At 68.8% G+C, this 21,933-nt stretch carries 22 protein-coding genes; 4 read left to right on the top strand and 18 right to left on the bottom strand.

The window, feature by feature from the left end:
• Nucleotides 1-6: 6 nt before the first annotated feature.
• Nucleotides 7-1,410 (bottom strand): cytochrome ubiquinol oxidase subunit I, encoded by a 1,404-nt coding sequence (locus EV649_RS33345; protein WP_130387629.1) that lies wholly within the window; start codon nucleotides 1,408-1,410, stop codon nucleotides 7-9.
• An 83-nt stretch (nucleotides 1,411-1,493) separates the two neighbouring features.
• Between EV649_RS33345 and EV649_RS33340 the strand changes: the two genes are divergently transcribed.
• Both EV649_RS33340 and EV649_RS33335 read left to right on the top strand, forming a co-directional pair.
• Nucleotides 1,494-1,886: a BlaI/MecI/CopY family transcriptional regulator gene (locus EV649_RS33340; RefSeq protein ID WP_130387628.1), complete on the top strand. Its 393-nt coding sequence runs from the start codon at nucleotides 1,494-1,496 to the stop codon at nucleotides 1,884-1,886.
• Complete coding sequence (locus EV649_RS33335; protein WP_130387627.1) at nucleotides 1,883-2,788, top strand: M56 family metallopeptidase; 906 nt, start codon at nucleotides 1,883-1,885, stop codon at nucleotides 2,786-2,788. Before EV649_RS33340 ends, EV649_RS33335 begins: the two co-directional genes overlap by 4 nt.
• On the opposite strand, the gene EV649_RS33330 is transcribed toward EV649_RS33335, so the two are convergent.
• The 5 genes from EV649_RS33330 to EV649_RS33310 all read right to left on the bottom strand — a co-directional run bounded on the left by EV649_RS33330 (nucleotide 2,781) and on the right by EV649_RS33310 (nucleotide 6,389).
• Nucleotides 2,781-3,344 (bottom strand): dihydrofolate reductase family protein, encoded by a 564-nt coding sequence (locus EV649_RS33330; RefSeq protein WP_130387626.1) that lies wholly within the window; start codon nucleotides 3,342-3,344, stop codon nucleotides 2,781-2,783. The genes EV649_RS33335 and EV649_RS33330 overlap by 8 nt on opposite strands.
• Nucleotides 3,345-3,492: 148 nt before the next feature.
• Nucleotides 3,493-4,584, bottom strand: a complete 1,092-nt coding sequence (locus EV649_RS33325; RefSeq protein ID WP_130387625.1) for a beta-eliminating lyase-related protein — start codon at nucleotides 4,582-4,584, stop codon at nucleotides 3,493-3,495.
• A gap of 30 nt (nucleotides 4,585-4,614) precedes the next feature.
• Nucleotides 4,615-5,301, bottom strand: a complete 687-nt coding sequence (locus tag EV649_RS33320) for a zf-HC2 domain-containing protein (protein WP_130387624.1) — start codon at nucleotides 5,299-5,301, stop codon at nucleotides 4,615-4,617.
• Nucleotides 5,294-5,827 (bottom strand): sigma-70 family RNA polymerase sigma factor, encoded by a 534-nt coding sequence (locus EV649_RS33315; protein ID WP_277875724.1) that lies wholly within the window; start codon nucleotides 5,825-5,827, stop codon nucleotides 5,294-5,296. The genes EV649_RS33320 and EV649_RS33315 overlap by 8 nt, the downstream gene beginning before the upstream one ends.
• Before the next feature lie 55 nt (nucleotides 5,828-5,882).
• The gene (locus EV649_RS33310; RefSeq protein ID WP_198682827.1) at nucleotides 5,883-6,389 is read right to left on the bottom strand and encodes a hypothetical protein; all 507 of its coding nucleotides are present in this window, start codon (nucleotides 6,387-6,389) and stop codon (nucleotides 5,883-5,885) included.
• 88 nt (nucleotides 6,390-6,477) lie between these two features.
• Between EV649_RS33310 and EV649_RS33305 the strand changes: the two genes are divergently transcribed.
• Nucleotides 6,478-6,801 carry a nuclear transport factor 2 family protein gene (locus EV649_RS33305; RefSeq protein WP_130387621.1) on the top strand — a complete coding sequence of 108 codons (324 nt, stop codon included), beginning with the start codon at nucleotides 6,478-6,480 and terminating at the stop codon, nucleotides 6,799-6,801.
• Between the two features lie 10 nt (nucleotides 6,802-6,811).
• Here the strand turns inward: EV649_RS33305 and smc are convergent, their stop codons facing one another.
• The 10 genes from smc to EV649_RS33255 form a co-directional block, all read right to left on the bottom strand.
• Nucleotides 6,812-10,369, bottom strand: coding sequence for a chromosome segregation protein SMC (gene smc, locus EV649_RS33300; protein ID WP_198682848.1), 3,558 nt, complete (start codon nucleotides 10,367-10,369; stop codon nucleotides 6,812-6,814).
• Between the two features lie 269 nt (nucleotides 10,370-10,638).
• The gene (locus tag EV649_RS33295; protein ID WP_238151152.1) at nucleotides 10,639-10,794 is read right to left on the bottom strand and encodes a hypothetical protein; all 156 of its coding nucleotides are present in this window, start codon (nucleotides 10,792-10,794) and stop codon (nucleotides 10,639-10,641) included.
• 188 nt (nucleotides 10,795-10,982) lie between these two features.
• A complete protein-coding gene (gene mutM / locus EV649_RS33290; RefSeq protein ID WP_130387618.1) occupies nucleotides 10,983-11,837 on the bottom strand; it encodes a bifunctional DNA-formamidopyrimidine glycosylase/DNA-(apurinic or apyrimidinic site) lyase in 855 nt (284 codons plus the stop codon).
• A 1-nt stretch (nucleotide 11,838) separates the two neighbouring features.
• Nucleotides 11,839-12,567, bottom strand: a complete 729-nt coding sequence (gene rnc, locus EV649_RS33285; protein ID WP_130387617.1) for a ribonuclease III — start codon at nucleotides 12,565-12,567, stop codon at nucleotides 11,839-11,841.
• A gap of 15 nt (nucleotides 12,568-12,582) precedes the next feature.
• On the bottom strand, nucleotides 12,583-12,774 hold the full coding sequence (gene rpmF / locus EV649_RS33280; RefSeq protein ID WP_130387616.1) for a 50S ribosomal protein L32: 192 nt from the start codon (nucleotides 12,772-12,774) through the stop codon (nucleotides 12,583-12,585).
• A 98-nt stretch (nucleotides 12,775-12,872) separates the two neighbouring features.
• Nucleotides 12,873-13,385: a YceD family protein gene (locus EV649_RS33275; protein ID WP_241998990.1), complete on the bottom strand. Its 513-nt coding sequence runs from the start codon at nucleotides 13,383-13,385 to the stop codon at nucleotides 12,873-12,875.
• Nucleotides 13,386-13,513: 128 nt separating this feature from the next.
• Nucleotides 13,514-13,984, bottom strand: a complete 471-nt coding sequence (gene coaD, locus EV649_RS33270; protein ID WP_130387614.1) for a pantetheine-phosphate adenylyltransferase — start codon at nucleotides 13,982-13,984, stop codon at nucleotides 13,514-13,516.
• A complete protein-coding gene (gene rsmD, locus EV649_RS33265; RefSeq protein ID WP_130387613.1) occupies nucleotides 13,977-14,537 on the bottom strand; it encodes a 16S rRNA (guanine(966)-N(2))-methyltransferase RsmD in 561 nt (186 codons plus the stop codon). Before rsmD ends, coaD begins: the two co-directional genes overlap by 8 nt.
• 115 nt (nucleotides 14,538-14,652) lie before the next feature.
• A complete protein-coding gene (gene recG, locus EV649_RS33260; RefSeq protein ID WP_241998988.1) occupies nucleotides 14,653-16,878 on the bottom strand; it encodes an ATP-dependent DNA helicase RecG in 2,226 nt (741 codons plus the stop codon).
• A gap of 8 nt (nucleotides 16,879-16,886) precedes the next feature.
• Nucleotides 16,887-18,500 (bottom strand): DAK2 domain-containing protein, encoded by a 1,614-nt coding sequence (locus EV649_RS33255; RefSeq protein ID WP_130387611.1) that lies wholly within the window; start codon nucleotides 18,498-18,500, stop codon nucleotides 16,887-16,889.
• A 41-nt stretch (nucleotides 18,501-18,541) separates the two neighbouring features.
• Here EV649_RS33255 and EV649_RS33250 point away from each other — a divergent pair, with 41 nt between their 5' ends.
• Nucleotides 18,542-19,546: an SAM-dependent methyltransferase gene (locus EV649_RS33250; protein WP_241998986.1), complete on the top strand. Its 1,005-nt coding sequence runs from the start codon at nucleotides 18,542-18,544 to the stop codon at nucleotides 19,544-19,546.
• A 58-nt stretch (nucleotides 19,547-19,604) separates the two neighbouring features.
• Here EV649_RS33250 and rpmB read toward each other — a convergent pair whose 3' ends face one another.
• Together rpmB and EV649_RS33240 are read right to left on the bottom strand one after the other, a co-directional pair.
• Nucleotides 19,605-19,826, bottom strand: a complete 222-nt coding sequence (rpmB, locus tag EV649_RS33245) for a 50S ribosomal protein L28 (RefSeq protein WP_130387610.1) — start codon at nucleotides 19,824-19,826, stop codon at nucleotides 19,605-19,607.
• A gap of 96 nt (nucleotides 19,827-19,922) precedes the next feature.
• Nucleotides 19,923-21,911: an aldo/keto reductase gene (locus EV649_RS33240; protein ID WP_130387609.1), complete on the bottom strand. Its 1,989-nt coding sequence runs from the start codon at nucleotides 21,909-21,911 to the stop codon at nucleotides 19,923-19,925.
• Nucleotides 21,912-21,933: the final 22 nt, after the last annotated feature.

Genomic DNA, 21,933 nt, shown 5'->3' with positions numbered 1-21,933 from the left:
GGCCCCTCAGTACGCGAACGACAGTGGTTTGTCGGGCTGATCCGGAGCCGTGTCCGGCGGCGCATCCGTCCCCGCCAGGCCGGCCCGGATCGTCCGCAGCAGCAGCTTGGTCTCGACCACCGCGAGTACGCCGTATAGCGCGGTGAACCCGACCAGGGACGTGATCACCTCGCCGCTCGTCGTACTGGGTGAGACGCCCGACGCCGTCGGCAACAGGCCGAACACCAGCCACGGCTGCCGACCGGTCTCGGTGAAGATCCAGCCGAATGTGTTCGCCACCAGGGGCAGCAACGGCAACGGGGCCGCCAGCCAGACCAGCCAGCGGGTAGGAGCTCGGCCGCGGCGCGTGGTCCACAGCAGCCAGAGCGCGATCGCGGCCGACGCCATCCCGACGCCGATCATCAACCGGAAGGTCCAGTAGGTCAGGGGGATGTTCGGTTTGTACGACCCCGGTCCGTACAGCTGTTCGTACGCGTCCTGCAGCGAGTTGATCCCCTTTACCTCACCGTCGAAGTGCCCGGTGGCGAGGAAGGAAAGCAGGTACGGCAGCTTGATCGAGAAGATCTCCTTCGAACCGTCCAGCGTGCCGACGGTGAACACCGAGAACGACGCCGGCTTCTCGGTCTCGTACAACGCCTCGGCCGCCGCCATCTTCATCGGCTGCACCTCGGTCATCACCTTGCCCTGCAGGTCACCGCTGATCGCGACACCGACACTGGCCACCAGGACGACGGACGCGCCGATCTTCAGCGCCGACCGGAACACATCCCGGTCCGTGCCCGGCCGACGGATCAGATGCCACAACGCCACACCCGCCACGAACCCGCCGCCGACCATGAACGCGGCGAAGATCGTGTGCGGAAAGGTCACCAGCACGACCTTGTTGGTCAGCACCGCCCACAGATCCGTCAGCTCCGCACGACCACGATCAGCGTTGTAGCGGAAGCCGACCGGGTTCTGCATCCACGAGTTGGCCGCGAGGATGAAGTACGCCGACAGTTGCGTGCCGAGCACCACCATCCAGATGCAGCCGAGGTGGACCAACCGAGGCAACCGCTCCCAGCCGAAGATCCACAGGCCGATGAACGTCGACTCGAGGAAGAACGCGAGCAGGCCCTCGAGCGCCAGCGGCGCGCCGAACACGTCGCCGACGAACCGCGAGTAGTCGCTCCAGTTCATCCCGAACTGGAACTCCTGCACCAGGCCGGTGACGACGCCCATCGCGATGTTGATCAGGAACAGCTTCCCGTAGAACTTGGTCAGCCGGAGGTACTTCTCCTTCCCGGTCCGGTACCAGGCGGTCTGCAGGCCGGCGGTGATCGCGACCAGCGAGATCGTCACCGGCACGAAGAAGAAGTGGTACACGGTGGTGATCGCGAACTGCCACCGCGCCAGATCCAGGGTGTCCATCGGAAGGCCTCCCCAGCCCATCTACGACGTGTCGTAGTAGATGCTAGCGCGGATCTACTACGACGTGTAGTTATACTGGTCACGTGGCGAGTGAGGAGAAGGGTCCACGTCCCCTGGGCGACCTGGAACGCCTGGTGATGGAGCAGCTCTGGGCGGCTCCGGCCGCGCTGACCGTGCGTGAGGTGCACGAGCGGCTGGCCGGCACCCGTGAGCTCGCCTACACCACCGTGATGACCGTTCTGGACCGGCTGGCGAAGAAGAAGCTGACCGAGCGCGAGCGCGACGGCAAGGCCTGGCGCTACCGGGCCGCCGCGCCACGTGAGGAGTTGGCCGCCGACCTCATGCGGGACGCACTCGACCGTGCCGGCGATCGGCGCGAGGCCCTGGTCCGTTTCGTGGGTCAGGTGTCCGATGAGGAAGCGGCACTGCTCCGCGAGGCCCTGTCCAAGCTGGACGACCAGGAGCAGACGGGGTGACCACCCCGGTCCTGCTGGCCGTTCTGGCGCTGGTACTCACCGGCCCGGCACCGGCGCTGCTGGCTCGTTCCGACTGGCCCTACCGGGTCCCCCGCGCCGCCGTCATCCTGTGGCAGGCAATCGCACTGGCCGCCGTACTGGCTGCACTTGGTGCTGGTATCGCGTTGTCCTACTCGATTGCTGGTCGCCCTGGTGAACCACGGTTCGATCCGTCGTCGGCACGGGACCTGGTGGCCGCAGCGATCCTCGCCATGGTCGCGCTGGTCGTAGTGCGACTGCTGTGGGCAATCGGGCGAGTAGCGGTCGGTACTCGGGCACGGCGCAAGCGGCATCGCGATCTGGTCGACGTACTGGCGACACCGGACGGGCTGATCCCAGGACTGCGGGTATTGGCGGAGGAGACGCCGCTGGCCTACTGTCTGCCGGCCCTGCGTGGCGCGCGAGTTGTCGTCTCCGTCGGCGCGTTGGAGCGGCTGGACGACAGTGAGCTGAAGGCTGTTCTCGCACACGAGCAGGCGCACCTGCGGGCGCGACACGACCTGGTGCTGGAAGAGTTCACCGCGCTGCACCACGCCTTCCCACGCTGGGTACGTAGCGATGTTGCGCTGGAGCAGGCACGCACACTGGTCGAATTGCTCGCCGACGACGACGCTCGCCGCCGCAACGGTCCACGCCCGCTGGCGCGCGCCCTGGTCGCCCTTGCCGGTTCACCTGCACCAGAGGCTGCCCTGGCAGCAGCCAAGTCCTCCACGGTCCTGAGAGTGCAACGCCTGGCCGGCCCGGCCCCCAACGAATCCACGCTCTCCGCTGTCACGTACGCCGCAGCGGCCGTACTCCTGATCCTGCCGACGATCACCATCGCCGCACCGATCGTGAAGGCGATCGTCGACGCAGTCAGCTAGCCGGCCGGTACCGCACCAGTACGCCGCCTGCACCCCAGGGACGCGCCTCGATCAGCTCCAGGCCCACCGGCGAACCACCGCCGGACGGGAAGGCGCTCTTGCCCACCCCCAGCAGCACCGGGCAGATCCGCAGCTGCACCTCGTCGACCAGCCCGGCCCGCAGCAACGACTGGAACAGCGTGATGCTGCCCCACAGGATGATGTCTTTGCCGGTCTGCTCCGCCTTCAGCGCCCGCACCGCGTCCAGGTCCCGGACCACCAGACCAGGCTCGTACGGACCCCACGGCGCGCTGTGCAGCGTCGTCGACACGACGACCAGACGCAGCGCGTTGAGCTTCTCGGCGATCGGCTCGCCGGCCGACGCCTCGGTCGGCCAGAACCCTGCGAACAACCGGTACGTCTCGGCGCCCAGCAGCATCGTGTCGACACTGTCGAGCAGCTCGAGGTTGTCGTCGTCCGGCTGCGAGCTGATCGCGTCGAAGAACTCCAGTCCCCCGTCCGGCCCCGCGGCGTACCCGTCGAGCGTCACGTACTCCTGGAAAATCAGCCGCCTCATCCAGCGAGGCTACCCGAAATGTTTCCCCTCACCCCTTGCTACAGCCAGGAGCACCAGCCCTGACAGAACCAGCAGAACCACCATGGTGACGACGAATGTCAGCACTTCTCTCCCCAGATCCCCACACCCAACACAGTGCTTGACGTTCTCAGCGCGCCAGAAGTTCCCCGAACGCCTTGGCGATCTCGTCGATCTGCCACTCCAGCGACGCCGGCGTCATCACCAGCTCGACCCACGACCACCCAGGTACGTCGGCCGGCTGCCACGGACCGCACAGAGACTCGTGCGTCCGCTCCATCCGCTCGACGGCAGCCTGCTCGATCGACTCGGCGGCACGCGGCGCGTAGACCCGGAACGAGTTGGTGTGCGGCGGCTCCGGGAAGACGCGGAAACCTTCGCCCTGCAAGGCCGTTGCGACCTCGACGGCCCGCTGGTGGAGGTCGTCCATCAGCGGCAGTACCGTCCGGAGGCCGTGTCGCGCGGACACGGCGTACGGGAAGAGCGAGTACAGGTTGCCGCCGAGGCGCCGCTGCCACCGCCGTACCTCTGCGATCACGTCCTCGGGCCCGGCGAGCGCTGCACCGCTGATACCGCCCAGCACCTTGTAGAACGACACGTACACCGTCGACGCCAGCGCTGCGATCTCAGCCAGGCTGTGCTCCAGGTACGGCGTGCTCTCCCACAGCCGCGCGCCGTCCAGATGCAGCGGTACACCGCGCTCCGCACAGGACTCCGAGAAGACGACCAGCTCGTCCCAGGTCGGCAGGACGAACCCCGCATCGCGTAGCGGCAGTTCCAACGTCACCGCGGCCAGCTTGCCCGGGATCGCGGCCAACTCGTCCGGTCGCGGCTGACGCGGCTCTGACGTCAGCCGCTCGATCCGCAGGTGGTGCACCTCTTCCAGCGCGTTCAGCTCGTGCACCAGCAGGTGCGCGAGCCCGTGGACCGCTACCCGGCTGATGCCCGCACGGTCGGCGTACACCCGCAGCACACCTTGCTGAGCGAGGATGCCTGTCGGCAGGAACACCGCGGCCGGCTTGCCCAGCAGCTCGGCCACCTCCTGCTCCAGCGCAGCTACCTCACCACCGTTGCCGTAGGCATCGACCAGATCGTCGGTTGCGACATCTGCAAGGTGACGCAGCCGGTCAGCTGCGGGCACCCGCCGCTGGCCGAGCCAACGCTCACAGTTGTCCGCCGCGTTCTTCCGGCGCTCTCGCAGGTCCTCGGAGGTAGTAGCCACAGCTCCATCCTCTCGCGCCGCTCAACGGGGCTAGATCGTGGCCGTCACCACGTGCTTTCCCTGCACGGTCCTGATCTCCACAGAACGCACCTGGTCGATCGGAGTCAGCACACCGCCGCCGAACGCGCTCCCGCTCTTGGCAGCCTTCTCGGACACCAGCCAACTGCCCGCCACCCAGCTCCTGCCGGCCTTATCGGTGATGACCATCTCGCACTGGTCCCCGGCCTTCAGACCGCTCACCTGCACCCTCACCCAGCTCCAGCCCGCCCGTGGTTCCACTGTGGCGGCCATGGTGGCACCGGTGGTCGTGTCCGACGTCGTCACCTGCTTGGAGCCGGCGACAGGCTGATCGGTGTCCGGTGCAGTAGACCGGCCCAGTACGACGCCTCCGCCGAGCGCACCAGCCACCACGACAACCGCGGCCGCGATCAGCAGCCAACGCGAGCGCCGCTTGGGCTTGGCCTGGGGCTCCTGTCGCTGGGGCTCGCGGATCTCGCGCAGCGTGCGCTGCAGCAGCAGGTCGCCACCCTCCGGTGGTCCCTCCAGGAACGCCTCCGGTGGCACCTCTCCCAGGAAGTCCTTCATCTCGGTCAGCTCAGCCAGCTCCGCGCGGCACTCCGCACAGGTGGCCAGGTGCTCGTCCACGGCCGCTACCTCGGCCGGCTCCAGAGCGCCGAGGGCGTAGGCGCCCAACTGCGTACGGTCGTGCTCACTCATAGGACACCTCCGCTCCTTTCCCTGCCATCACCGCGCGCAGAGCTCGGAGGGCGTAATACGAACGCGATTTCACGGTACCGGGTGGAACACCCAGCTCTTTGGCAGCCTCTGCGACGGAGCGGCCGCGGTAGTACAGCTGCACGAGTACTTCGCGGTGCTCGGGCGACACCTTGTCGAGCGCGTCCATCACCACCATGGTGTTCACCACGGACTCGGAGTGGTCCCCTGTGACCGGTGGCCTGTCCACCACGTCCGCCACCTCGGTCGGACGCACCGCACGAGCACGTGCCCGGTCAGTGACCAGATTGCGCGCCACCGTCAGCAGCCAGCCCCGCACCGACCCCCTGCCGCTGGTCAGGTCGTCCGCGTGCTTCCAGGCCCGCAGCAGCGTCTCTTGTACGACGTCCTCGGCCGCGGCCCGGTCGCCGGTGAGGCGGGTCGCATACGCGAGCAAGCTGCGGCCGTGCTCGGCGTACAGCGCCCGGATCAGGGTCTCGGCGTCGTGCGGCCCTGGGTTGTCAGCCACCGACCGCACGATACCGGGATCAGCGGGCGCCCACACCACGACAGCACCAGCCAGATCAGTAACCGTAGCCATTGCCGGAACCACCCGGCTCGGTGGTGATCTTCTGACCGTTCGCGCCGACGACCCACCAGACGCCGCCGACGGCCTGTCCTTTGGCCTCACCGGCCTCGCTGTCGCTGGCGAACAGGTACAGCGGCAGCCCATTGATCGCCAGCTGCATGGTGCCGTCGGCGCGGGTGACGGTGCTGACCAGGGAGGCGTCGATGCCGTCGAACTGCGGCGTACCGTCACCGGCCGGCACCACCGGCCACTTGGCGAGGCAGTCGCCCGAGCAGTTCGACGTACCGGAGGTGTCCTTGTCGAACACGTACACGGTCCGTCCGTTGCCGTCGACAATGACCTTGCCGTAGTCGCCGACCGTCGCGGTCGCCAACTTCACTGCGGCCGCACTCGACGAACTGCTCGAGGTCGGCGAGTCGTCACTGCCGCATGCAGTCAACCCGGACAGCCCGAGCACACCAACAGCCAAACCGCTCATCACACGCTTCACAACAGGCTTCATCACAGGCTCCCCCGATCGGGTCCGAACGTCACCCGCCATACGTGCCGATCCGCCGATCGGTTCACCCTGGAGCGATATCGTCGTCGGCATGAGCCAAGAGATTCCCGCAGCGGTTCAGCGCGCGCTCGACGCGATCGACGCCCTGGACAACGACGCGTTCGTGGCGGCGTTCGCCGCGGACGGCTACGTGAACGACTGGGGCCGCGAGTTCCGCGGCCACGACCGGATCCGCTCCTGGAGCGACAACGAACTGATCGGCAAACGCGTCACCTTCACCGACACCCAGGTCACCACCCCCGGCAACCCCCTGACAATCCTCACCCAGGTAGGCGGAGACGGCTTCAACGGCCCCTCCCACTTCACCTTCGAGACCAAGAACGACGAACTGGCCTCGATGACGATCACGGCCTGATCGGCCGCTCCTAGACCGGTTCGGGTTCGCGGATGCGTTGGGAGATGACGGCGGAGACGCCGTCGCCGCGCATGGTGACGCCGTAGAGGGCGTCGGCGACCTCCATGGTGCGCTTCTGGTGAGTGATGACCAGGAGCTGGCTGTTCTCGCGGAGTTCCTCGTAGATCTCCAGGAGGCGGCCGAGGTTGGTGTCGTCCAGGGCGGCCTCGACCTCGTCGAGGATGTAGAACGGCGACGGGCGGGCCTTGAACAGCGCGACCAGGAACGCGACCGCGACCAGCGAACGCTCACCACCGGACAGCAGCGACAGCCGCTTGACCTTCTTGCCCGGCGGGCGCGCCTCGACGTCGATACCAGTGGAGAGCATGTCGTCGGGGTCGGTCAGCACGAGCCGGCCCTCACCACCCGGGAACAGCCGGCTGAAGACGTGCTCGAACGCGATCTCGACGTCCCGGTACGCCTCGGTGAAGACCTGCTCGACCCGGTCGTCGACCTCCTTGACGATGTCCATCAGGTCGCGCCGGGACTTCTTCAGGTCCTCGAGCTGCTCGGAGAGGAACCGGTGCCGTTCCTCCATCGCCTCGAACTCCTCGAGCGCGAGCGGGTTGATCTTGCCGAGCTGGTTCAGCGCACGCTCGGCCTGCTTGAGCCGCTTCTCGACCTTGGTCCGGTTGAACGGCTCCGCCTCGAGCTCCAAGGTTTCGTCCTGTGAAGGCACCGGCGGCACCAGCTGGTCCGGTCCGTACTCCGTGACCAGCGCGTCCACCTCGATACCGAGCTCGCCGAGCGCCTTCTCGTACAGCTGCTCCAGGCGCATCTTCTGCTCGGCTCGGGCCAGCGCGTCCCGGTGCACGGTGTTGGTGAGCTGCTCCAGCTCGGAGCTGAGGTTCCGCGTCGCGGACCGCGCCTGGGCGAGAGCCTGCTCACGGTCGGCCCGCTGAGCCTGAATCGCCGCCCGCTCGGCCGCCGCCAGCTGCAGCGACGACTCCAGCCGCGCCAGCACGTGACCAGCAGCCAGGTGTACGGCGTTCGCCGCCTCGGCCTGCCGCGCCCGGCGTGCTGCCCGCGCGATCGACCGGGCCCGCGCCTCGCGCTCCTGCCGGGCCGCGCGCTCCAGCGAGTCCGCGCGACCGGACAGCGCCCGGGCCCGCTCCTCGGTGGTCCGCAACGCCAGCCGCGCCTCCATCTCGGCCGCACGCCCCGCCTTGGCCTCCTCGGCCAGCCGGTCGCGCTGCGAGGTGTCGGGCTCGTCGCCGTCCTCGTCGAACGCCTCGGCGTCCGTCAGCCGCTCTTCGAGCTCGGCCAGACCGGACAGGTTCCGGTCGCGCTCCTCCTCGGCGGCCGCGATCGCCTCGGCCATCCGCTCCGCCTCGCCGCGGGACGCCTTCGCCAGCGATCCGAAGTGCCCGAGCTGCTCGGCCACCGCCGCCATCGACGCGTCCGACTCGTGCAGCCGGGCCAGCGTGATCTCGACGGACTCCTTCTGGCGGCTCCGCTCGTCCTCAAGGCCCTGCAGCTCGAACCGCAGCCGCTCGCTCCGCGCCGTCGCCTCGGTCAGCTTCTCCGTCGCCTCGTCGACCGCGGACTGCACCTCGATCAGGCTCGGCGCCGCATCCGACCCGCCGTACGCGAAATGAGCTCCGAGTACGTCGCCGACACGCGTCGTACACGTGACGTCGGGCAGGTTCCGCAGCAGGGATCGTGCCGCGTCCACGTCGTCGACGACCGCGACCTTGCGCAGCAGCCGCCGCAGGGCGGGCCGCAGGGTCTCCGGGCATTCCACGACATCCACGGCGTACGACGCGCCATACGGCAGCGCCGGCCACATGGCGTAGTCGTCGGCCGGGGCGTCGCCGAGGAGCATCCCGGCGCGGCCGAGGTCGTGCTCCTTGAGGTGGCCGACGGCGTGCAGCGCCGCGTCGGTGTGGGTGACGGCGACCGCGTCAGCGGCCTCGCCGAGCGCCGCAGCGATCGCGGTCTCGTACCCGGACCGCACGCTCAGCAGGGCGGCGACCGAGCCCATCAGCCCGTTGACCTGCTCCGACGCGGCCAGCAGCGCGCCGGCCCCGTCCTTGCGGTTCAGACCGAGCTCAAGCGCTTCCTTGCGGGCAGCCAGACCGGTGCGCTCACGCTCGGCGTCGCGCTCCTCGGCTCGCAGCTTCGCCAGCCGCTCGTCCATCTCGTCGAGCACGGCCTGGGCGGCCTCGTACTGGTCGTCGAGCCCCTTCTCGCCGGCGTCGAGCCCGGCGACCTGGGTCTCCAGCGCGGTGAAGTCGTGCTGAGCCTTCGCGGCCCGTTCCTCGGCCTCACGCCGGTTGTTGGCGAGCCGGCCGATCTCGGACTCGGCGGCGGCCGCGCGGCTCTTCAGCGCGTTCACCTGGCCGGTCAGACGGGCCAGTCCTTCGCGGCGGTCCGCGGCGGCCCGGATCAGCGCCGAGATCCGGCGCTCCTCCTCGGCCTCCTGGGCTTCCAGCTGCTGGCGGCGCTCGACGGACTCGGCGAGCAGCTCGGAATGCGCCTCGACCTCGGCCTCGATCTGCGCCTCGGTCTCGCGGACGCGGGCCGCTTCCAGTTCGAGTTCCTCGGGGTCCCGCCCCGACCGTGGGCCGTCCTCGGCCTCGTCGTTCAGCGAGCGGATCCGGTCCGCCGCGATCCGCGCCGTACCTTTGATCTTCTCGCCGAAGCCGGACAGCTGGTACCAGGTGTCCTGGGCGGCCTGCAGGGCCGGCGCGTCCTCGCGGAGCGCGTCCTCCAGCTCCGCCTCGAGATCGCGGGCCTCGCGCAGCTTCGCCTCGGTCTCGGTACGCCGCTGCGTGAGCGCCGCCTCGTCCCGCAGCTCCGCCTCGAGCGCGGACTGCGCCTGGACGATGTCGTCGGCGAGCAGCCGAGCCCGGCCGTCGCGGACCTCGGCCTGGATGGTCACCGCCCGGCGCGCCACCTCCGCCTGGCGCCCGAGCGGCTTCAACTGACGGCGGATCTCCTGGATCAGGTCCCCGAGCCGGTGCAGGTTGCCCTCGGTGGCCTCCAGCTTCCGGATCGCCTTTTCCTTGCGCTTGCGGTGCTTCAGGACGCCGGCGGCCTCCTCGACGAACCCGCGGCGGCCTTCCGGCGTGGCGCGCAGGATCGAGTCCAGCTGGCCCTGACCGACGATGACGTGCATCTCGCGGCCGATCCCGGAGTCGCTGAGCAGCTCCTGGACATCGAGCAGGCGGCAGTTCTGGCCGTTGATCTGGTAGTCGGACCCGCCGTTGCGGAACATCGTCCGGCTGATCGTCACCTCGGCGTACTCGATCGGCAGGGCGCCGTCGGCGTTGTCGATGGTGAGCACCACCTCGGCGCGACCCAGCGGGGCGCGGCCGGAGGTGCCGGCGAAGATGACGTCCTCCATCTTGCCGCCGCGCAGCGACTTGGCGCCCTGCTCACCCATCACCCAGGCCAGCGCGTCGACGACGTTGGACTTGCCGGAGCCGTTCGGCCCGACGATGCAGGTGATGCCTGGTTCGAAGTTCATCGTCGTCGCGGACGCGAACGACTTGAAGCCTCGGAGCGTCATGCTCTTCAGGTACAAGGCGAAGCTCTCCAACCCGTGAAAGGACAGACGGTACCGGAGGAACCGCCGTAGCTGTACGTCACGCTGCCGCTACCCGGGGGAAGGTGTTCCGCTTCGCAGTCTACAAAGAGATCCGCGGAATCCAGCGGAGGCCAGGCCGTTGAGAGATGGCCGGCAAGTGGTTTGGGTGCACAACAATCGGTGAACCTACAACCGGCGGAGGCCCGGACGGGGGCCACCGCCGTTCTGCAGCGTAGTGCGGACGGTCGAGATTGAATCTGCTGGCGTCAGACCGAAGCAGGAGTGCGCAGGGCCTCGTCGACGGTGAGCAGCCGACCCTCGTGGATCTGGGCCACCAGGTGGTCGTTCTCTGCCTGGAGCCGCATCACGTGCGCCTCCAGATCTGCGACGCGCCGGTTGAGCAGACGAACCTGCTCGAGCATGCGCGGGTCAGTGCCTCCAAGATGCCCTAGAAGAGCCTTGGCCATTGTGCTGTCCTCCGGAAGGGTTCTGGCCGGTCGCGCTCCGTATCGGGGTCATCAGGGAGCGCCGAAAATGTGTGCCGTCTTTCAGGGTGACACCGGCGAGGGCGACGGGTCAACCTGGGCCACGTTTATTAACGATACCTCGCTCACCAGCGGACATGGCGCGGGACCGGCTGACATTTCGGGCACCGGTACGACGAACGGTTCATGAACGGCTCGCGACGGATCGGCCGGCCGTCCCGCGGACACGGCGATCCCTCCTGCCCGTAGACGTTCAGGCCGCGCTCGAAGTACCCGGATTCCCCGTTCACGTTGACGTACAGGGCGTCGAAGCTGGTGCCACCAACGGTCAGTGCCTCGGCCATCACGGCCTGCGCCTGCTCCAGGATTCCCCTTATTTGTAAGGGTTTCAGCGTTTCTGTCGCCCGGGCGTAGTGCAGCTTGGCCCGCCACAACGCTTCGTCGGCGTAGATGTTGCCGATTCCGCTGATCGCGGTCTGGTCCAGCAGCGCTCGTTTGAGCCCGGTCCGGCGGCGGCGGATCTTCGCCGTCGCCAGCTCCGGATCGAACAGAGGATCGAACGGGTCACGGGCGATGTGGGCGATCTCGGCGGGCAGTTCGGCACCGCCCTCGGAGTACGACAGACCACCGAACATCCGCTGGTCCACAAAACGGACCTCTCCGCCGTCGTCGGCGAACCGGAACCGGACCCGGAGATGCGGCTCGTCGGGCGCGCCGACCGGCTGGACCCGGAACTGACCGCTCATTCCGAGGTGTGTCAATACCGCGTCACCGGACGTCAACGGCAGCCAGAGGTACTTGCCGCGCCGGGCCGGCTCGGCGAAAACCTGCCCCTTGAGCCGCGAGACGAAGTCCTCCGGCCCGGCGGCATGACGCCGTACCGGGCGGGGGTGCAGCACCTCGACGGTCTCGATGGTCCGTCCGGCGAGAAACTCCACCAGACCCCGCCGTACGACTTCTACCTCAGGCAGCTCCGGCACTTCAGGACTGCGAGGGGTCCACGCTGTCCGGATGCGCGGCGCGCAGGGCCTTCCAGGCGGTCTCGGCGGCCTGCTGCTCGGCTTCCTTCTTGCTCCGGCCGATGCCGTGGCCGTAGGTGTCGGAGCCGATCCGGACCCGTGCCTCGAACGTCTTCGCGTGGTCCGGTCCGGACTCCGCGATCACGTACTCGGGGACGCCGACGCCGAGCTGGGCGACCAGCTCCTGCAGCGACGTCTTCCAGTCCAGGCCGGCGCCGAGCCGGGCCGACGACTCCATCAGGTCGTCGAACAGCCGGTGCACGACGCCGCCCGCGACCTCGAAGCCGCGGTCCAGGTACACGGCACCGATCAGCGCCTCGACGCAGTCGGCAAGGATCGACGACTTGTCGCGGCCGCCGGTGGCTTCTTCGCCGCGGCCGAGCCGCAGGTACTTGCCCAGCTTGAGCTCGCGGGCGACACCCGCGAGCGCACGCATGTTGACCACCGCGGCCCGTAGCTTGGCCAGTCGGCCCTCGGACAGGTCAGGGTGGTTCCGGAACAACGACTCCGTGACGATGACGCCGAGCACGGAGTCCCCGAGGAACTCCAGCCGCTCGTTGGTCGGCAGCCCGCCGTTCTCGTACGCGTACGAGCGGTGGGTGAAGGCGTGCTCCAGCAGTTCGTCAGCCAGCGATACGCCGAGCCGCTGGTTCAGCTCGGCGTAGAGCCCCGTTTCGTTGGCAGAGTTCACTGTGAAGGTTGCCGTTTAGCTCTCGACGACCTGGCGGCGCTCACCCTTGGCGCCGTACTGGCCGCAGTTCGGGCAGACGGTGTGCTGCAGGTGCTTCGCGCGGCAGGCGGGGTTCACGCAGGTGACCAGCGACGGGGCAGTCGTCTTCCACTGCGCCCGGCGGCTCCGGGTGTTGCTGCGCGACATCTTCCGCTTCGGAACGGCCACGGTTATGACTCCTCGGTTCGGCCGGGGGCTGGTGGACCCGGCCGGCTCAGTCTGACGTTTTCAGTGGTGCGGTACTTCGGTGTTGCGGTGGAGCTGTTTCAGTCCTGCTCGTCCTGCCTGAGCAGTCCGCCGAGGGCGGCCCAGCGTGGGTCGGACCCGTCCTCGTGTTTGTGGCCGGGCTCGTCCGCCAGGCGTACCCCGCAGTCGGGGCACAGACCCGGACAGTCGTCCGTACACAACGGCTGGAACGGCAGTGCGAGCACCACCTGGTCCCTCAGCGCCGGCTCGAGGTCGATCAGATCGCCCTCCATCCGGCTGGCCTCGTCCGGCTCGGCTTCGCTCTCCGGGTAGACGTACAGCTCCTGGACGTCAGCGAGGAACTCGTCCTCGATATCGACCAGGCACCGCGCGCACTCCCCGACCAGACGACCACTGGCCGTTCCGGTGACGAGCACCCCTTCGACCACCGATTCCAGCCGTAGATCGAACTGGATCGGATCGCCTTCAGGGACGCCGATCACGTCGATTCCGAGCTCCGCCGGCGCCGGGCTCGAGAAGGTGACTTCGCGTTGGGACCCTGCGCGGCGGCTCAGCTCGTGCGTATCGATCACGAGTGGGGACCGCGGGTCCAAGACGCTCAGAACATCCCCCTCAGGCGTGGGCAGGCAAGAACTCGGTCTCGTCGAGACCGGTGATCTACACTACCAACTCCCCGGCGTTGCGCCCAATCCGGGGACACTCACAGCGTGTTCAGTAACCGTGCGTGAACAGCCGGCGTCACGAACGTGCTGACGTCGCCGCCGAGGCGGGCGATCTCCTTGACCCAGCTGGACGAGATGAAGCCGTGTTCCGGCGCGGTCGGCAGGAAGAACGTGTCGACGCCGGTCATCCGCCGATTCAGCTGCGCCATCTGCAGTTCGTAGTCGTAGTCGGCCGCCGAGCGCAGGCCTTTCACCATCACGCCGGCGCCCTCGGCCCGGCAGTAGTCGACCACCAGGCCCTCGAAGGAGCCGATCCGGACGTTCGGGAACGGCTCGACCAGCTCGGTGAGCATCTCGATCCGCTCCTGCGGCCCGAACAGCCGGTTCTTCGACTGGTTCACCCCGGTCGCGACGATCAGCTCGTCGAAGGCCGCAGCCGCCCGGGTGATGATGTCGAGGTGCCCGACTGTCGGCGGGTCGAAGGTCCCTGGAAAGACCGCCTTAACCATGGCGGTGACCGTACCAAAGACGGGCCTCGCCGTACTTGCGGTCGCGCAGCGCGGCGAACCCCTCGGGCCAGTCCCACGGCTCCCGCTTCCCGCGCTCGACGACCACGACTGCGTCGTCGGCGAGCCAGCCGTGCGCCACCAGGTCGGTCAGCACGTCCTGCAGCTCGGCCGTCTCCAGCTTGTACGGCGGGTCGGCGAAGACCAGGTCGAACACCGCAGGAGCATCACCCGCTGTCACCTTCTCCACGGGCCGGGTCAGCAGCGTCGCTCCAGGCAGCCCTACGACCTTGATGTTGGCCGCGATCACCTCGGCCGCTTTCCGGTCCGATTCGACCAGCACGGTCTTCGCGGCCCCCCGGGACAGCGCCTCCAGCCCGATCGCGCCCGATCCGGCGTACAGATCGAGGACCGCGAGCCCGTGGAAGCTGCCGAACTCCGACTCCAGCGACGAGAACAACGCCTCACGCACCCGATCCGCCGTCGGCCGCGTCCCACTCCCCGCCGGTACGTCGATCCGCCGCCCACCAGCCACTCCCCCGACTATCCGTGTCACGGGGCCTCCCGTTCTGGACTGAGGAGCGGAGGGAGCGAAGCGACCGGAGCGACGAGGGAAGAACGGGAGTAAAAGCCCCGTGACCCCCGCGCCGGAGGCGCGGCATTCAACACAGTCAATGCTTCTCCAGGTATTCGGTGGTTTCGGACTGCAGGGCGCTTCGGACGATCGCGAGCAACTCCGGGAACTCGGACAGGGCGGGGTCCACCCCGACGATCCTGGTGGCCTCGTGCCGGGCCGCGAGGATGATGTCCTCGTCCCGCAGCACACTGAGCAGTTTGAGGCTGCTGCGTCGCCCGGACTGCGCGACACCGAGCACGTCGCCCTCGCGGCGGGTCTCCAGGTCGATCCGCGACAGCTCGAACCCGTCGGTCGTCGACGCGACCGCCTCCAGGCGCCCGTACGACTTGGAACCCGCCCACAGGTCTGTGACCAGCAGGCACAGCCCGGGCACCTTGCCCCGCCCGACCCGGCCGCGCAGCTGATGGAGCTGCGAGATGCCGAACCGGTCGGCGTCCATGATCACCATCGTCGAGGCGTTCGGTACGTCGACGCCGACCTCGATGACCGTGGTCGCGATCAGTACGTCGATGTCGCCGGCCGCGAACCGGGACATCACCGCGTCCTTCTCCTCGGCCGGCAACCGCCCGTGCAGGATCTCGACGCGCAGGTCGTGCAGGATCTCCGCGAGCGCCTCGGACACCTGCATCACCGAGATCGGCGGGCGGGCCTGCTTCTTCCCGCCCTCATCGGTCTCGAGGAGCTCGCCCTCCTCGTCCTTCGCGTTCTTGACGTCGTCCCCGATCCGCGGGCACACGACGTACGCCTGGTGGCCCTTGCCGACCTCCTCGCGGACGCGCACCCACGCCCGCTGCAGCCAGTCCGGCCGCTCCTTCGCCGGGACCACCGACGACTGGATCGGCGACCGCCCGGCCGGCAGCTGGGTGAGCGTCGAGACCGCGAGGTCGCCGAACACCGTCATCGCCACCGTCCGCGGGATCGGTGTCGCGGTCATCACCAGCACGTGCGGCGTGTTCTCGCCGGATTTCGCGCTCAGCGCGGCCCGCTGCTCGACCCCGAACCGGTGCTGCTCGTCGACCACGACCAGCCCGAGATCCGCGAACTGGACCTTGTCCTCGAGCAGCGCGTGCGTCCCGACGACGATCCCGGCGGCGCCACTGGCCGCGTCGAGCATCGCCGTACGGCGGGAGGCCGCGTTCAGCGAACCGGTCAGCAGACCGATCTTGGTGGCATGTTCCGCGCCGCCGAGCATGCCCTGCTCAGCCAGGTCGCCGAGCATCTTGGTGAGCGTCTTGTGGTGCTGGACGGCCAGTACCTCGGTCGGCGCGAGCAGGGCGGCCTGGCCGCCGTTGTCGACCACGGACAGCATCGCCCGTAGCGCGACCACGGTCTTGCCGGAGCCGACCTCGCCTTGCAGCAGCCGGTGCATCGGGTGCGCCCGGGCGAGGTCGGCGAAGATCTCCTCCCCCACCTCGGTCTGGCCCTCGGTCAGCTCGAACGGCAGCCGCTGGTCGAAGTCGTCGAGCAGCCCACCGGCCTGCCGTGGCCGCGGTACGGCGCTCTGCGCGTCCATCACCGCGCGGCGCTGGGCGAGGATCGTCTGCATCACCAGCGCCTCCTCGAACCGGAACCGCTGCTGCGCGTCGTGGATGTCCTTCTCGGTGTCCGGAAGATGCACCTTCTGCAGGGCATCCCGGAGACCGATGAGCTTCTCATTGCGCAGGACGAGGTCCGGGACGGGGTCGTCGACGCGGTCGTCGAGGCTGTCCAGGACGATCTTGACCGACCGCTCGATCGTTGCAGTGGGCAACTTCGAGGTGGCCGGGTAGAGCGGGCGGAACGGCCGTGCCCGGCGTTCGATCTCGGCCTCGGTGAGGTCTTCCTCGTCGAGCACCTCGGTGCCGGGATTCTTCAGCTGCATGGTGGTGCGGAACATCGTCACCTCGCCCCAGAACAGGGCGGCGGTGCCGGGCGTCAGCTTGGTCAGCAGCCAGGGCTGATTGAAGAACGCCAGCTCGATGTCGTTCCGGCCGTCGGTGACCACGACCTTGGTGATCGTCCGCTTCTTGCGGAACTTGTGGACGTCGTCGGGCCGGATCTCGACCTTGGTGTCCAGCGCCCGGGCCGTGACCTTCTTGACCCGCCCGTTGACGGTCGCCTGGTCGCCGACCTCGAGTTCGTCGAACGGGGTCAGCTCGCCCTTCTTCAGGTACCGCCGCGGGTAGTGCCGCAGCAACTCGCCGACGGTCTCGATCTCGAGCACGTCCGAGAAGGTCTTGGCGGTCTTGGCACCGAGGAAGTCCCGGAGCTTGCGGTCCATGTCCGTTTTCATTCGACCCCGATCAGGAGCGGATACCTGTCCTGTCCTCCGTCGTACACCACGACATCGACATCTTTGCGTTGCCGGCGTACGTGCCGCTCCACAGCCTCGGCCAGAGCCGGATCGGCGTCGCGGCCGGTGACGATCGTGAGCAGCTCGCCACCGCCGCCGAGCAATCGGTCGACGACCTCCAGCGCCGCCTCCTCGAGGTCGCCGGTGATCAGCGCGAAGTCGCCGTCGACGACTCCGAGCGCGTCGCCGATCCGGCACCGGCCGGCCATCGTCCAGGCGTCCTTGACCGCGATCGTGACGGCGCCGTGCCGGGTCTGTCCGGCGGCGGCCGAGAGGTGTACGACGTCGTCGTCGAAGCTGCGGTCCGGGTCGTGGACGGCGATCGCCGCGAGGCCCTGTACCTGGGCGCGGGTGGGGATCACGGCAACCCGGATCCCGTCCTGGCGGGCGGCAGTGGCGGCGGCCTCGGCGACCGCGATCGAGTCCTGGTCGTTGGGCAGGATCACGATCTCGGGCGCCTGCGACTGCTCGATCGCCTGGAGCAGTTCGCCGGTGGAGCAGCGGCGGCCGGGGGCGCCGCGGATGATCCGGGCACCGGCCTCGGCGAACAGCCCGGCGAGTCCTTCGCCGGCGACGACCGCGATCACCGCGCGGCCGGGCGCAGGCTCGTGGTGGTGCGCCTGGTCGTCGAAGTGGGTGACCCGGATCCGGTGCGGGCGGCCGATGTCGATGCCCTGTTCGATCGCGGCGCCGACGTCGTCGGTGTGGACGTGGACGTTCCAGAGCCCGTCGCCGCCAACCACGACGACGGAGTCGCCGAGCGCGGCCAGGGTCTGCCGGAAGTCGCCGACCTTGTCGTCGGGCGCGTCGAGCAGGTACATCACCTCGTACGCGGGTCCGTCCTGGCTCTCGGCGCTCTCACCCTGCGGTTCGACTCTCGCCGGTACGTCGACGCTAACGTGCTGCCCGGTGAGCACAGATTCCATCGCGCCCAGGATCACGACGAGGCCTGCTCCTCCGGCGTCGACGACGCCCGCATGCCGCAATACGTCGAGCTGGTCGGTCGTCCTGGTGAGGGCCTGGCGGGCGGAGGCGACCGCGGCGAGGCAGACGTCGGCGAGGGTCTTGCCGTCGTTGGCAGCGGTCATCGCGCCGGTGGCGGCGGCGCGGGCGACGGTGAGCATCGTGCCTTCGACCGGCTGCGCGACGGCCCCGTACGCGGCGTCGGCGGCGAACTTGAGGGCATCGGCGAAGGCGGCTGCCTCGCTCATCCGCGGGTCGGCGAGGACGCCGTCCGTCTGCTGGTGCGGGAGGTTCTCGTCGAGGCGGAGGCCGCAGGCGCGGATCAGCTGGGAGGTAATCACGCCGGAGTTCCCGCGGGCGCCGAGCAGGGCGCCGCGGCCGAAGGCCTGGATCGCCTCGGTGAACGTCAGTTCGCCCTTGGGCAGCGCCTCGCAGGCGGCTTCCCAGGTCAGGTAGAGGTTGGTGCCGGTGTCGCCGTCCGGCACCGGGTACACGTTCAGCTCGTCGATCTCGGTCCGGGCCCGGGCCAGGTCGGCCAGTGCGGTCCGGGCCCAGGCCCGCAGCACGTCAACGGTCAATTCCTCCACGCCCGGAAGGCTAACGCGTGGACGTTCGATACGGTTCGCGGGTGAGCGGCGGCAGGAGTGTGTTGTTCTCGGCCGCGGCCGAGAGTTACGAGTTGGCTGTGCGGGAGATCCGGGGCGAGTTCGGGCGGGACGTGCGGGTCCAGCGGGTCGGCGCCGAGCTCGGGCGGGTGGATGGGCCGTCTGTAGAGGCGTTCGCGGCGGCGTGTGATGCGGGGCGGATCATGTTCGTCCGGCATCTGACGGTGGAGATCGCGAGCTTCGAGGAGCTGCCGCCGGAGTACGAGCTGGCCGAGGTGGTGCTGGGTGAGCTGCCCGAGTACCCGAAGGCGCTCGCCGTACAGGCCTGGACCGATGCGGCCGGCACCGGCGGGTCGTACTACCACCGTCTGGAGGAGGCGCTGGCCGGCCGCGGGGTGGCCGTCACGCGTTCCGGGCAGGAGTACGTCGTCTCGTGCTTCACGGGGCGGAAGGCGGTGCTGCTCGGGCTGAACCGGCTTGCGGACAGCCTGTCGGACTGGCCGGGCGGGCGGATGCGGCTGGCCCGGGGTGACGAGCGGGTGTCGCGGTCCGAGTTCAAGCTGGAAGAGGCGATCGCGACCTTCGGGCTGGAGCTGCCACAGGGCGGGAAGGCGGTCGACCTCGGCGCCTCACCGGGCGGGTGGACGCGGATCCTACGGCTGCACGGGCAGGAGGTGTGGTCGGTCGACCCGGGTTCGCTGGATCCGCGGCTGCGCGGTGATCGCCGGATCCATCACGAGGCGACGACGGCGGGCCGGTTCTTCGCGGCGAACCGGGTCCGGTTCGACGTGGCGGTGAACGACATGCGGATGGACCAGGTGACGAGCGCGCGGATGATGCTGGACGCGGCGGCGCACCTGCGGCGCGGCGGCCTCGCGGTCGTGACGCTGAAGGGCGGCGGCAAGAACCCGCTGGACGGCGCCCGCCGCGGCATCGAGGTCCTCGGCGAGCGGTACGACGTACTGCACGCCCGGCAGCTGCACCACAACCGGAACGAGATCACGGTCGTCGCGAGGAGACACGAATAGGCGCCCGGGTCAGACCCGGGCGCCTATCGAAAGGCCCTACACGGAGGAAAGCTTCAGATCAGCCGACGACGCGCTGGACCTTGCCGGCCTTGATGCAGGAGGTGCACACCTTCATCTTGGTGGGCGTGCCCTTGATGATCGCGCGGACCGGCTGGATGTTGGGGTTGAACCGGCGGGGCGTACGAGCCTTGACCCGCCGGATCATCGCGCCCTTACCCAGGCGGGCAACGCTGTTGCCGAACGTCGGCTGCTTGCCGCAGACATCGCACTTCTTAGACATGATTCTCCGTGTTCAGGGTCGTGACACCGACAGACCATGTTACATGCGTGTCAGCACACGACCAATTCGGCTGCCTGCCTTCGATTAGCCAATGAGTTAGGCAGTGAGATAGGCCACTTCCTCGTCCGTCAGCGTCACCGACAGACCCGGTGTGGAGGTCCGTGTCTCGCTGACGTGCCGCGGCCCGATCAGCGGGAACACCAGGTACGGCTGGTGCAGCAACCAGGCCAGCGCGATCGCGGTCGGCTCGACTCCCTTGGCGGCCGCCAGCTCCCGTGCCCGGTCGAGCCTACGGAAGTTCTCGTCGGAGTAGAAACAGCGCACGAGCTCCTGGTCCGAGATGTCCTCCGGCTTGGCCCGTCCGGTGAAGAACCCGCGCGCCTGGCTCGACCACGGGAACAGCGCGACCTGCCGCTCACGCAGCCATTTCTGCGACTCGTCGTCCGCCACGTGCCGGCAGCCGGCCCACGGTACGTCGTACGCCCGCGCGAGGCTGAGGTGATTGCTCAGCAGCGTGAACGGCTGCTTGCTGTTCGCCTCGGCGTACGCGTTGGCCTCGTCGAAGCGCGCGGTGGACCAGTTCGAGCCGCCGAACGCCTTGATCCGGCCGGCCTTGAAGTGCTCGTCGAGGACGTCGACGAACTCCGAGACCGGGATGTCCTCGTTGTCGCGGTGCATGAAGTACAGGTCGACGTGGTCGGTCTGCAGCCGTTCGAGGCTCTCGTGCAGCTGCCGCGTGATCGACTCGGGGTCGCAGTACGGCGTATGCGCGCCCTTGCCGATCACCACGACGTCGTCCCGGTTGCCGCGCGACTTCATCCACTGCCCGAGCAGCTTCTCGCCGCGTCCGCCGCCGTAGATGTACGCCGTATCGAACGTCGTACCGCCGCGCTCGACGAAGTCGTCGAAGACCACCGCTGCGTGCGGCAGCGTCTGCTGGTTGTCGACGCCCATGACGAGCCGGGACACCTGCCGGTCGACGCCCGGCACCTTGCCGTACGTCATCGGGGCGTCCTCGCGGCGGGTGAGCGGCCGTCCGGTCGCGGTCGGGATAATCGCGTCGTCCCGCTCGCTCGCGTACTGCTGTCCGATCGCGGCCCGCCACTGGTCCTGGACCGTGAGGTTCCCGAGGGTGTCCGCCCAGGTCATCTCCGGCGCCTGCTTGGCCCCGGACTGGATGGCCGCCTGGACGGCCTCGGCCTCGGCCGTGTAGATCAACGCCGGCTCCGCGGAGATGTCCCGCGGCTCCTCCCCCACCCGGTGCAGGGTGACGTGGGTCGGTTTGCCGTCGCCGCCGAACCACGGGTCCTCGACGACGAGGTATCCCTCGCTGCCGAAGATCCGGACCTGATTCTGATCGGCGAGCCGTACGCCGGTGCTCACCTGAGCGGTGACGCCGCCGTCGAAGAACAGTGTCGCCACCGTCCACTCGTCGGCGCCGGTCTCACCGACGTGCCCGACCGCGCTGACGGCGGCCGGGTCGGCGTACGGCTGCCCGGTGGCCGCGCCGGCGATCAGGCGGGCCATCGACGCCGGGTAACCGCCGACGTCGAGGATGCCGCCGCCGGCCAGGTCGTCGGCGAAGATCCGGCTCTCCGGCCGGTACCCGGCCGCGAACGCGAACGTGGCCTGGATCTGGTGGACGGTGCCGATCTCGCCGTCGCGGACCAATTGGGCGATCAGCTTGGTCTGCGGCAGGCACCGGTACATGTACGCCTCCATCAGGAAGACGTCATTGCGTACGGCGGCCTCGATCATCGCCTCGGCCCACGCGCGGTTGATCGCGAGCGGCTTCTCGCACAGCACATGCTTACCGGCCTCGGCCGCCTTGATCGCCCACTCGACGTGCATCGGGTGCGGCGTGGCGATGTAGACGGCGTCGACTGTGCTGTCGGCGAGCAGGTCGTCGTACGAACCGTGCCGGTTGGCGATGTCCCACTTGTCGGCGAAGGTGTTCGCGGATTCGAGGGACCGGCTGCCGACGGCGACGACCTCGTTGGTCTTCGACGTCGGCACCTGGCTGGCGAACCGGGAAGCGATGTTGCCGGTGCCGATGATGCCCCAGCGGAGCTTGTGGTCAGTCAAAAGAAATCCCGTTGTGATTGTG

The sequence above is a fragment of the Kribbella sp. VKM Ac-2569 genome (assembly GCF_004216905.1).
Taxonomy (GTDB): domain Bacteria; phylum Actinomycetota; class Actinomycetes; order Propionibacteriales; family Kribbellaceae; genus Kribbella.
Note: the sequence above shows the minus strand (reverse complement) of the source record. Positions and strands in the feature narration are given on the sequence as shown.

What these genes read in the sequence shown, in the direction of transcription:
- EV649_RS33345 (WP_130387629.1), bottom strand. Translation starts at nt 1,410, where the DNA reads ATGGACACCCTGGATCTGGCGCGGTGGCAGTTCGCGATCACCACCGTG.
- EV649_RS33330 (WP_130387626.1), bottom strand. Translation starts at nt 3,344, where the DNA reads ATGAGGCGGCTGATTTTCCAGGAGTACGTGACGCTCGACGGGTACGCC.
- EV649_RS33320 (WP_130387624.1), bottom strand. Translation starts at nt 5,301, where the DNA reads ATGAGTGAGCACGACCGTACGCAGTTGGGCGCCTACGCCCTCGGCGCT.
- EV649_RS33310 (WP_198682827.1), bottom strand. Translation starts at nt 6,389, where the DNA reads ATGAAGCCTGTTGTGAAGCGTGTGATGAGCGGTTTGGCTGTTGGTGTG.
- EV649_RS33305 (WP_130387621.1), top strand. Translation starts at nt 6,478, where the DNA reads ATGAGCCAAGAGATTCCCGCAGCGGTTCAGCGCGCGCTCGACGCGATC.
- EV649_RS33295 (WP_238151152.1), bottom strand. Translation starts at nt 10,794, where the DNA reads ATGCTCGAGCAGGTTCGTCTGCTCAACCGGCGCGTCGCAGATCTGGAG.
- coaD (WP_130387614.1), bottom strand. Translation starts at nt 13,984, where the DNA reads ATGGTTAAGGCGGTCTTTCCAGGGACCTTCGACCCGCCGACAGTCGGG.
- recG (WP_241998988.1), bottom strand. Translation starts at nt 16,878, where the DNA reads ATGGACCGCAAGCTCCGGGACTTCCTCGGTGCCAAGACCGCCAAGACC.
- rpmB (WP_130387610.1), bottom strand. Translation starts at nt 19,826, where the DNA reads ATGTCTAAGAAGTGCGATGTCTGCGGCAAGCAGCCGACGTTCGGCAAC.